This window comes from Massiliimicrobium timonense (assembly GCF_042850985.1).
GTDB lineage: Bacteria > Bacillota_I > Bacilli_A > Erysipelotrichales > Coprobacillaceae > Allocoprobacillus.
Genome location: NZ_AP031415.1, coordinates 1652790 through 1664396 on the forward strand (window position 1 = coordinate 1652790; position 11607 = coordinate 1664396).

13 protein-coding genes are annotated in these 11607 nt (G+C 31.8%); 3 read left to right on the plus strand and 10 right to left on the minus strand.

What is annotated here, in order from left to right; genetic code table 11:
• From ACGHJ8_RS08670 to ACGHJ8_RS08710, 9 genes are all read right to left on the minus strand, one after another.
• Nucleotides 1–288, minus strand: a complete 288-nt coding sequence (locus tag ACGHJ8_RS08670) for a nitrous oxide-stimulated promoter family protein (protein WP_087243191.1) — start codon at nucleotides 286–288, stop codon at nucleotides 1–3.
• Nucleotides 288–1937, minus strand: coding sequence for an amino acid ABC transporter ATP-binding/permease protein (locus tag ACGHJ8_RS08675; RefSeq protein ID WP_390539853.1), 1650 nt, complete (start codon nucleotides 1935–1937; stop codon nucleotides 288–290). The genes ACGHJ8_RS08670 and ACGHJ8_RS08675 overlap by 1 nt, the downstream gene beginning before the upstream one ends.
• Nucleotides 1930–3651: an ABC transporter ATP-binding protein/permease gene (locus ACGHJ8_RS08680; RefSeq protein ID WP_390539854.1), complete on the minus strand. Its 1722-nt coding sequence runs from the start codon at nucleotides 3649–3651 to the stop codon at nucleotides 1930–1932. Before ACGHJ8_RS08680 ends, ACGHJ8_RS08675 begins: the two co-directional genes overlap by 8 nt.
• A gap of 96 nt (nucleotides 3652–3747) precedes the next feature.
• On the minus strand, nucleotides 3748–4563 hold the full coding sequence (locus ACGHJ8_RS08685) for a metallophosphoesterase (RefSeq protein WP_390539856.1): 816 nt from the start codon (nucleotides 4561–4563) through the stop codon (nucleotides 3748–3750).
• Nucleotides 4564–4585: 22 nt separating this feature from the next.
• A complete protein-coding gene (gene scpB, locus ACGHJ8_RS08690) occupies nucleotides 4586–5152 on the minus strand; it encodes an SMC-Scp complex subunit ScpB (protein WP_087358444.1) in 567 nt (188 codons plus the stop codon).
• Complete coding sequence (locus tag ACGHJ8_RS08695; RefSeq protein WP_087358442.1) at nucleotides 5152–5880, minus strand: segregation/condensation protein A; 729 nt, start codon at nucleotides 5878–5880, stop codon at nucleotides 5152–5154. Before ACGHJ8_RS08695 ends, scpB begins: the two co-directional genes overlap by 1 nt.
• A 135-nt stretch (nucleotides 5881–6015) precedes the next feature.
• Complete coding sequence (locus ACGHJ8_RS08700; protein WP_390539858.1) at nucleotides 6016–6459, minus strand: DUF4351 domain-containing protein; 444 nt, start codon at nucleotides 6457–6459, stop codon at nucleotides 6016–6018.
• A gap of 441 nt (nucleotides 6460–6900) precedes the next feature.
• A complete protein-coding gene (gene rpmF / locus ACGHJ8_RS08705; RefSeq protein WP_087243058.1) occupies nucleotides 6901–7068 on the minus strand; it encodes a 50S ribosomal protein L32 in 168 nt (55 codons plus the stop codon).
• 12 nt (nucleotides 7069–7080) lie between these two features.
• Entirely contained in the window at nucleotides 7081–7602 is a 522-nt protein-coding gene (locus ACGHJ8_RS08710; protein WP_390539860.1) for a YceD family protein, read from the minus strand.
• Nucleotides 7603–7748: 146 nt separating this feature from the next.
• On the opposite strand from ACGHJ8_RS08710, the gene ACGHJ8_RS08715 reads away from it, so the two are divergent.
• Genes ACGHJ8_RS08715 through ACGHJ8_RS08725 form a run of 3 tightly spaced genes read left to right on the plus strand, consistent with a single transcriptional unit; the run spans nucleotide 7749 to nucleotide 10143 of the window.
• Entirely contained in the window at nucleotides 7749–8906 is a 1158-nt protein-coding gene (locus ACGHJ8_RS08715) for a nucleotidyltransferase (protein WP_390539862.1), read from the plus strand.
• Nucleotides 8907–8933: 27 nt separating this feature from the next.
• A complete protein-coding gene (locus ACGHJ8_RS08720) occupies nucleotides 8934–9686 on the plus strand; it encodes a threonine/serine exporter family protein (protein WP_087359728.1) in 753 nt (250 codons plus the stop codon).
• Nucleotide 9687: 1 nt separating this feature from the next.
• Entirely contained in the window at nucleotides 9688–10143 is a 456-nt protein-coding gene (locus tag ACGHJ8_RS08725; protein WP_087359727.1) for a threonine/serine exporter family protein, read from the plus strand.
• A 30-nt stretch (nucleotides 10144–10173) separates the two neighbouring features.
• Here the strand turns inward: ACGHJ8_RS08725 and ACGHJ8_RS08730 are convergent, their stop codons facing one another.
• Nucleotides 10174–11607 (minus strand): C39 family peptidase, encoded by a 1434-nt coding sequence (locus tag ACGHJ8_RS08730; protein WP_390539864.1) that lies wholly within the window; start codon nucleotides 11605–11607, stop codon nucleotides 10174–10176.

The window sequence follows — 11607 nt, forward strand, 5'->3', positions numbered from 1 at the left end:
CTAAATTTTCAAAGCATGACGTAAAGCCAATAGAGGATGATAAAAAATCATTCTCGGTCCACTATAACGCATAACTTTTTTGATTTGCTTTTGCATATTCTTTTCATAACAATGAATATGACATTGACTACAAAATGTTTTGTCTTTCATCATGGGACATTTTTCAATACGCTTCAAAGCATAATTGACTAAAGTCTTTTCATCTATATCATCATGATGTAAACAATATAAATGAATCATCAAAGCCACAACTTTCATTTCTCTTTGTCGTTTCTTTTCAATATTCATTAGCTGACCCTGCCCTGATCCATTTTGATTGTTTGATTAACAATTTTCATTGTCGATTCACGATGAGAAACAAGAATAATGGTTCTCTCTTTTTCATTTTGTAATGCTTTTAAAATAATCCCTTCATTTAAAACATCTAAATTACTTGTTGGTTCATCCAATAAAATACATTCTGCCTGGCTAAGAAATGCTCTTGCAAGTGAAATTCTTTGTCTTTCTCCTCCTGATAATGATGACCCCAGTTCACTGACAGGTGTCTGATAACCCTCAGGTAAGGACATAATCCAATCATGCAGACTGGCTTTTTGACAGGCTGCTTGAATCTCATCACTTGTGGCATCCAATTTTGCGATTTTAATATTATTTTCAATCGAATCATGGAATAACACAGTTTCCTGTGTCACATAAGCAAACATATGACGCATATTAGATGTATTGATATTTGTTAAAGGTGTTTGACCTATTTGGATCACACCACGAAGAGGATCATAGAAACGCATAAGCAACTTTAATAAAGTCGATTTCCCACTACCACTCTTTCCAATAATACCTGTCACTTTTCCTTTATCAAAATGAAGATGAAGATTCTGTAAAATAGGATCATCTTGTTGATAAGCAAAGGTTACATTATCCACATGAATATCATCAAATGATATATGGGGTTGTCCCGTCACTTCACAGATAGCTTCCTTTTCTTCTAAAATGGCCATGACACGACGACCACTGCTTAATGTAGAAAGTAAATTATTTGCCAGATTAGACAAGGCCATCACTGGTCCAAAGCTTGAAAGCATCAGTACCACTGCCGTTATAACATGATAAACATTGACTTGATTTTGTAAATAGAAAATATACATCACGATAAACATAACGAAAGCAAAGATAGATATCAGCAATTGTGAACATACAATTTGCGTAGCTTCAATATTTTTCATCTGTCCTTGCATATCCTCAATACAATCACTACGCTCATTCATCTGTTCAAGACGTTTGTTACCAGCATGATATTGTAAAAGTGTTGATAAACCACGATAGCTTTCTAATAGGAAACTGCTCATATTGCCAATTTCATCACGATTCTTTTGCCCTATCTCCTGCCCTCTGTGATTGACATAAAAGGGAATCACAATAGCCATCATCAAATAAGCAATCAAAGCAATCATCATAGCGAATATATGTATATGAGCAAAAAATTTCAATAAAATCAAAGATGTGAAAAAAGCAATCAAAACTGGTGAAATCGTATGAGCATAGAAAACTTCAAGTAACTCAATATCATTGGTAATAATAGAAATTAAGTTGCCTTTGTCTTTACCATCCAATTTGGCTGGTGCCAGACATCTTAATGCCGTGTATACATGATCACGTATAATCGCTAGAAGTTTAAACGCAATATAGTGATTCAATGCCTGTTCACCATAATGAAGTACACCTCTTAGTATTGCCAAACATAGCAAAATACCTAAAACCCATGAAAGAGGAAAGTGTGCATACATCCCCGTTGTCTGTAAAATAGCCATCACCGCTATAACGGGAATGCCAATCGCACAAAGAAAACCTAAAACACCTAACAAAACAGCTCCTAACATTGGAAGGGTTAATGGTTTGACAAGTTTTAACATTTTCCATATCAATTGTACATTATTCATGGCTATACACCTCCAATTCCTGTTGATTTTGATACATATGATGATAAATGCCTTCTTGATGCATAAGCTTTTGATGTGTTCCCTGTTCTACCAAAGCCCCTTGTTGCATCACATAAATCTCATCACAATGAACCACACTTTGTAAACGATGAGTAATGAAAAGAACAGTTTTTGTTTGTGTTAATGTCTCAATGACATTTAAAATATGGTTTTCACTCTCTACATCAATATTACTTGTGGCCTCATCAAAAACATAGACATCTACGTCTTTAAGTAATGCTCTAGCAAGATTCAATCGTTGTTTTTGTCCACCAGATAAATTACTTCCATTTTCTAATAATGGCGTATCCAATCCCATTTGTTCATGGAAAAAGCCATCTAAACGCACTTGCTTTAATACATCCCATAACTGTTCATCACAATATTGTGAAAACATATTTAGATTTTCTCTAACCGTTCCTTTAAATATCATAGGATCATGTGTCACATACATCACATGTTCCATAAAACTCTCATCACGAATGTCACTACGTTGATGATCACCCATATAAAGATATCCTTCTAAACAACGGTGATAGCCCATCATTAACTTGGCTATTGTACTTTTTCCTGAACCACTTTCTCCAACAATACCAATAAAGTGATGTGGCTGAATATGTAAAGATACATCCTTTAAAATAGGTCTTTTGTCATCATATTGAAAAGAAACATGTTCAAGTCTGATATCAAATGGAGCATCTAAATCATATTGACCATCTGATGATACAGGCAAATCTAAGATTTTAAAAATTTTATCACTCGCAGCAATACCATTCATCGCAATATGGAAGAAAGAGCCTAACTGTCTTAATGGAATAAAGAATTCAAAAGACATCAAAACAATAAACAATGCACCAAACAATGATAAAGTCTGATTTTGAAAATGTGTAATCGCAAAAAAGCATCCTAATCCTGCCCCACCATAAGCAACAATATCCATAATACTGATACTATTTAATTGCATAATCAAGACACGCATTGTAATACGTCTAAAATTCTCTGCTTCCTGATTCATCTGTTGTTGTTTATAAGCATCACTTTGATAAATCTTTAATGTTGTGAGTGCCTGAAGATTTTCTAAAAAACTATCTCCTAGTGTTGTATAGCTGTTCCAATATTTAGAAAGCAGTTTTTTGGCAAACTTCTGTACGAAAATAATCGAAACAGGAATCAATGGAACACAGACAAATAAAACCAAAGCACTTTTCCAGTCTAAGAAAGCTGTCAAAACAAATAATGTGACTGGTGCTAAAACACTATAAAATAATTGTGGTAAATATAATGAAAAATAAGTTTCTAACTGATTAATACCTTCCACTGATAATTGAACCAATTCACTTGTTCTAACATGATCTTGATAATGACTTCCTAAACTTAAAACTTTTTCAAAAAGACGCTGTCTTAAAGTCTTTTTCACAAGACTTGCTCCTTTAAAAGAATAATAAGTTGCCTTTTTTAAAACATAAGCTCGTATCATCAAAGATACAATCATAACAAGTAAAATCAAAACAACTTTTTCTATGGAAAGTTGTTGATAAAACAACTGTATAAACAAAACACATATCAATAACGTCAACACAATATTCATCAATAAAGCTATCCATTGACAAAATACCTGTTTCCATATATATGATTTTGCATTTGGCATTTCTTTTAATAATCTCTTGTCAAACATGAATACTCTCCTTTTTTGTTAGTCTTATCTAACCGAAGTATCCAAATGTTAGCATAGAGTAACTTGCAAGTCAATAAAAAGTGATAGAATATCCTATCACTTGTTAAAATGAGCTATATCATATGTTTGCCATTGTTGATTTTTTTTGATCAATCCCTGATAACGACATGTTTGACAATCATATTGTAAAACATTTAAAAATTGTGTTGTGATCACAGAAGAATCTAAATATATAAAATCACCTAAACAACAGATTTGATGAAAATCAGATTGACCCGTTACTTGATGTGTACCAATATGTCCAGCAATGACTTTTTTATAAAACTGTCCTTGCGAGGCAGGATATTTCATCAAATAGGTATTGACTGTTGATACCTGTTTCCATAGTTCTGGTTGATAATCAATGACTTCAATACCAGCATGCACAAAGATCTGATGATCATTTTCATAATAATAAGGTAAATGTTTTAACCAGTTCATAACAGAAGCATGTTTTTGACATATCAGTTCACGGCATTGATGATACATATCTTCTATTATAGAGAAACGATCTTGATGATAAGCAGATGCTCGTTGATAGATGGATGTCATTTCATCTTCACCTGTAAAACTTTCTAACGTTGAAAAAGACATATCTATGTGCGTATCCAGATAAGTTTCACGATCTTCTAAAAAAGATAGTAACCATTCTTCATGGTTTCCTTGTAAAACAATCACCTGTTGAGGATATGCAACTTGTAGCTGATAAATATATTGCAGTGTCAGACATGAATTTCCATGACAATCACCATCAATATAATCACCAACTAAAATCAATTGATCACCATTTTCAAAACAAACCCATTCATCAACAACATTCTTTAATAAATCATATCTTCCATGAATATCTGAAATTGCATAAATATATGCCATGATATCTTCCTACCCTACAATATTATTCTTCTGTATATTTCGTATTAAAAATATCTTCCTGATCAAAATCTTCCTTCATTTCTTTTAATTCAGGCAATTCATCTAAGGAAGTCAATGAAAATGCATCCATAAATTCATCAGTCACACCATATAAAATAGGTTTTCCCGGTGTATCTTCTCTCCCAACTTCTTTAATCAAAGCCTTAGCTGCTAGTTTTCTAATCATTGCATCACAACCCACACCACGTATTTCTTCAATTCTGACACGTGTTATCGGTTGATTATAGGCAATGATAGCTAATGTTTCTAAGGCTGCATTAGACAATGTATTTTCACTTTGTTCTATCATTCTTTGATAATATTCATGATGTTTGGCAAGTGTTGTCATTTTATAAACACCACCAAAATTCACTATTTCAAATCCTTTAATAGTTCTCTCATTTTCTATTTGAATTAATTCATCCATATATTGTGTTGCTTCTTTTTTATTAAGTTTTAAAACAGAAGTTATTTGTTTAATGGTAATACCTTCATCTCCTGATAAAAACAACATACCTTCTATGACACTTAATATTTCATTTTTGTCCATCAAGTTCTCTCCTTTAAATATATATCTTCAAAGTTACCTTCCTGTTCAATAATCAGTTCATTTTTATTGACTAAAACAAGAATGGATAAAAACGTAATCACAAAGAAGATTTTTGTAGGTTCTTCAAACAAATCTTCTAATTTTACTCTTTGATTTTTATGTATACGAAAATATTGTCTAATTTGATCACTGCGTTCATCAATAGATATTTCAACACGTGCAATTTTCGATTCTAAAGGAGCATGTAATGCTTTTCTTTGAAACATTTTTTGCATTGCTCTTATTAAATCATAAACTTCTAAATGATCTGGAATCATATCAGTTGTATCAATAACATATTCATCCATAAAAGCAGGTGCTTTGGTATGAATATATTGTCTTTGTTCATATTTTTCTTTAAATTCATCTAAGACATCTTTATATTTTTTATATTCAATTAATCGTTTGATTAATTGTTCTCTTGGATCTTCCTGATAGTCATCTTCTAATTCAATCTTTTGGGCTGGTAAAAGCATTTTACTTTTCATCTCAATTAGCTGTGCTGCCATAACTAAATATTCTGACATTGTTTCTAATTGCTTGGCATCCATTTGATCAATATAAGCAAGATATTGATCAGTAATAACTGAAACCTCCAAAGTTTCTAAATCCATTTCTTTTTCTTTAATTAGATGCAACAATAAATCTAATGGACCTTGAAAATCATCAAGAATAACTTCATATGCCATGCTTTCACCTCCACTAACTTATGTATTATAACATAAAATATGTAAGAATACTTTACTATTTTTTTTAATCTATGTCTACCAGAAATTATTTCAAATGAAAAATGGCCCTATACTTACATATAGGGTCAGTAAAAATCAATATTGATTTGTAAGAATTTGAATAATGTCATCCTCTTTTTCTATATCAAAGATATGTAATGTTAAAGAATTGAGTTGTTTCTTGTTGCTTTGTTTAATTGCTTTAATAGTATCTTTCGATAAATTTCCAAACTTCTGATTCAATTGTTTAATAAGTGTTGTAATGATCCCTTCATTTCTTCCTTTTTTTCTAATTCCTAATACATAGTCACTCATATTCGTTGCCCCTTTCTTTTTTTCAATCAACTGATAAATACGTTCATCATGAATCAGTGTTCCTAACAGACATGCCAGTTCATGGCTGACTATAAACTTTTCTGGTACCTTCTTCTTTGCATAAAGAATCTTCAGCCCAATAATCAAATCTCGATTGTCCTTGTTTTGAAATCTTGTTTCATCCAGCTTTACCATTTCTACCAGTGGATGAAATTCAACATTCATGTAACGTCTTAGGTGTCTGATGCCTCGATTCATCATCTGCTTATAGCTTCTGGCGTAGTTCCATTTCTGTTAATTCTTACATTAAATTAAAAAAATCAGCCAGACGTTCATGATTGAGAAAATAGTTGTAAATGCGTATGTCAAAAAGATTCTTGAAATCCATCATAAAATAACCCTCCTATTATATATACGCATTTTTTTGACAGATTTCTTTTTTTACTTTCAATTTTTTTATCTTTATAGACATTATATCATATAAATTGCTTAAAGCATATATAATATCACAAAAATAATGAATTCATTTTATAATCTGAAGTTTTTATATCTTCTATGATAAAAAACTCTCAGCCAAATGAATCATCCATGTTTAAAAATATAAGAGTCAATGGGAGTTAAATTTCCCTATAAAATAAAAAAAGCCCTTGAAATAAGGGGCAGTTTTTATAACACTTTTTGTCCATTGTAAGTTCCGCAATGTTTGCATACTCTATGAGATAATTTATATTCTCCACATTCTGGGCAAACTACGACACTTGGTACTGTTAACTTGTCATGTGTTCTTCTTTTGTTTCTTCTTGTTTTTGAAACTCGTCTTTGTGGTACTGCCATAGGTACACCTCCTTATTCCTTATCCTTAAAATAATCTTTAAGTTTCGCTAAGCGAGGATCAATATAATCCTCATCTTCACGTTCATCTTCCTCACTTAATACTTTCCAACCTTGACCATGCGTTTTTAAAGAAGCACCTTCTTTAACTACTCTCATTGGAACTTCCATCATAATCTCCTGAAAAATAACAGGAGTTAAATCAACAATATTTTTCTTAACTTCTATCACTTCTTCATCTTCAGAAGGTTTATAAAAAGCAAAAATAACACTTGATTCAATATGGAAAGGATAATTTACATCTTCCAATGATATTGCACATGGTAGAATCATTTCTCCATCTATTTGGAAATCAACGTATAATTGATGATTTTTTGTATCTAAACGTCCCTGTCCTACAACATGAACATCCTTTAAACCATTAATCTGGGATAAATTATGGAACATCTCAGATGGAAAACTTAATGTTTCATCAAAATCAAAACATCCATTTTTTTGCTTAACAATCCATTGTAAATTCCATTTCAAAAAAATCACCCTTTACATCGCATAGCCAATTATATATAAAACTCAGAAATATGTCAATCTAAATTTCAATATTTCACTGAATATTTCCTCTCTTTTCAAGTAAAACTATGTTTATTTGACAAACTATGTTAAACTATCCAATGGAGGTAAACATTATGAAAATACTTGGATTAATTGTCGAATATAACCCTTTCCATAATGGACATATATATCATATTCAAAAGGCTCAATCACTTGACCAATTTGATTATACAATTGCGGTGATGTCCTCATCATTTGTCCAAAGAGGTGAACCAGCAATTATTGATAAATGGAAACGCAGTCAGATAGCCATTGAATACGGAGTGGATTTGGTCATTGAATTACCTTTTGTTTATGCCTGTCAAAGTGCTGATTATTTTGCAAAGGGAGCTATTGAATTACTTGCTAAAATAGGTGTGACTGATATTTGTTTTGGCAGTGAAAATGGAGATATTTCAACTTTTATTAATATTGCCCAGACACTTTTTGAAAATCAAGAAAGCTATGACAGCTATGTACAACAAGCTATGAAAAAAGGACTCCGTTATGCTGATGCCTGTAATCAGGCATTACAGAATATTATGCATCAAGAAATTAAAACACCTAATGATTTACTTGGCTTAAGTTACGTCAAGGAAATCATTGCTCATCATTATCCTATAACACCCCATTGTTTTTTGCGAACAAATACCTATCATGGTTTAGATTTAAAACATATTGCCAGTGCTTCAGCGATTAGACACGCTATAAAAAATCATCTTGATTTTTCACATACGTTACCTCATTTTGAACTTTATCAAAATGATTTATATTTTATGGAAGATTTTATTCCTTATTTACGCTATCAGATTTTAACCTCTCAACCCTATGAATTAAAACAATATCATATGGTTGATGAAGGGTTGGAACACTTACTTTATAAATCCATCCATCATTGTCAATCAATGAATGAACTGATAGATTCTTTATCCTCTAAACGATATACACGTCCTCGTATTTCTCGTATGTTCATACATATTCTCATGAAAAATACAAAAGAAGATATTCAAGAAGCTATGCATCTTGATTATTTACGTATTCTGGCAATGAATGAAAGAGGAAGAAAATATTTGTCTTTGATTAAAAAAACATGCCCTTATACACTTGTCACTAACTTTTCAAAACATAGACATCCTGCTTTGGATATGGAACTTAAAGCGACTCGTCTTCTTTCTCTTTTATCTTCATCACCTCAAGACTTCATTCAAAAAGAATTTTCACATATCCCATTGATTCAAACATTTGATTTATGATATAACATAGAACAGTGGGGTGAAAATATGAATGACTTAGATATTTTACAACAAATCAATAAGATCGGACAATTACTTTTAAAACATGGTGCTGAAATCTATCGTGTTGAAGAATCATTAAAAAGAATGTGTGAAGGATTTGGTTTTACTGATATTGAAGTTTTTGCCATTCCAACTTATTTTACACTTTCTTTGACACTTCATGACGGAACACCCTATCAATCTTCAAAACGTTCTCGAAGCAATCGTACACATTTGGATCATCTTTATGAACTCAATTGTCTTGTACGTCAAATCAGTAATCAGGAATTATCTCTAGAAGAAATCAAAGATAAAATTCAAAATATCGAAACACAAAGGCTTAATTATCATCTCATTTTAATGGGGTATATTGTTTCTGCTGCCATGTTCTGTGTTTTTTTTGGTGGTCACGTTTCTGAAATGATTGTTTCTGCTTTTATTGGTTTTATTTTATATTATTTTATTTATCTTTTAGAAAAATTAGATGTCAATGGTATTGTACGTACCATTCTATCAAGTATGGTTTTAGCAAGTATTGCGATTATTGCTCAAAAAATGAATATCATTACCAATCAACAGTCAGTGATCACAGGAACTTTAATGATTCTTGTTCCCGGTATCGCTATTACAAACAGTTTAAGAGATATTATTGGAGGAGATTTTGTTTCTGGACTCTCTCGTATGATTGAAGCGATTTTGATTGCTGCCAGTATTGCGATTGGTGTAGGGATTATGATGATGGTTTTACAAGGAGTTTAAAATGGAAAGTTTGATACAATGTTTAGCTGCTTTTATTGGTTGTTTTGGTTTTACATTTATATTTAGAATACAAAAGAATATTCGTTTTTCAATCATTGGTTCTCTGATAGGAACACTAGGATGGTTTGTCTATCTAATCACCGCTTCATTAAATAATATCTTTTTACAAAGTTTTATTGCGATGCTTTGTGTTTCCTTATTAGCCGAATGTTTTGCCCGTTTTTATAAAGCTCCAGCAACCATCTTTATTATTATCGGGTGTTTCCCATTGGTTCCTGGAAGTGGTATTTATTATACAATGTTATATGCTGTTCAAGGTATGAATGACTTATTTATGGAAAGCTTTTTATCAACACTGGGTACAAGTCTTTCGCTTGCTTTAGCCATTTTAATTTCATCGACAGCTTTTCAGATTTATAAACGTATAAAAACAAATCAATACATTGATATGGGCTAAAAAACGAGAAGTCGATATAACTTCTCGTTTTTATTCTTCAATCATAATAGCCTGTGACCCCATATCTTTATAGGCAATTTCAAATGCTTCTTTATCCCAAATAGTTATCCCTTGCAATGGGTTATTTAAAATCACATGTTCTTCATCAAAGCCTATTAAAACCAGACAATGTTCACTGACTGGAAAAGTCACTTTTTCATCAGTATACTGACCATCCAATGTTTTGATATACCATTCCTGTTTTCCAGATTGTTCATAAGTCTGTAAAGAAGCTGTCGCCCATATTTGAATAGGATGTCCCATTTCTACATATGTCAATAAATCATCTAAAGAAGAACCTGTCAAATTCTTAACTTGATGTTTACCTTTTTGTTCATTTATGATGGTTTCTAAAACATCAACCATTGGTTCTACATAGATACCATAACCACGTGATGACATACTTCCTGTAAAAGCAACATGTGGATCAGCACCATATAAACGTCCATCTTTATATTCAAGAGGAATGATAGGAACTTTTTTAATCACTTCTGGCAAAGTGATATCATATCCGTAATATTGAAGTAACATTGTCGATGAAGCAGATTCACAACCGTTATGATAATCCGGTAATTGTAAAACCATTGGAACATTATTTATACGATAAGATGTTTCCCTCTCTTTAACAACGACTTCTCGTTTGACTTTTGCTTGATTCCCTGCCTGATCTTGAACTGTATAAGTCAAATAATAAGTTCCTGCTTTTTGAACATTGACTTCTCCCGATACTTGAATATCTTTTGTACAGTCACCATCTACATTGTCTTTTGCCCGAACATTTTCTAAAACATCAAATTTTTCATGTAAATACGCAATCTGTGGTTTCATTGTTATTTGTGGTGCCGTCTGATCAGTGACTTCAACATCAAATGTCTTTTCAGCAATATTTTGTGAAGAATCTATTGCTTTCACATTTAAAGTATATGTTCCCAGTTTTGATACATCCACATCTCCATCTATTTGAACATCACAATCATCTTGTGAATTATCACTCACATCAATGATATCTTCAACTTGAAAATCTTGACTTCCATAAGCCACTGTTTCTTGACATTGAATGATTGGTGCTATTTCATCTACAACTTGAATATCTATGGGATATGTTTGATCATCATATGTAATAGTTCCTTGATATTCACCTATATCTGGATATTGCTGATGTTCATCGAGATATACAATGTCATTTAACGTGAGCTGACAATCATCAATGATATTATCCCTTTCAGAAGGTAAATACCATGTTAAATTTAAATAATCTTCTACATCATGACTGAGTTCTTCCCCAACTTCTAAAACCATATGTCCACCATCAATCAACTTTAATTCCATTCTCCATACAACAATATAAATTGCTATAAAGAGAATCACCATTCCTAATATGATGATTCCCATATGTTTTTGAGATACGCTTTTTGGATGTTTCAT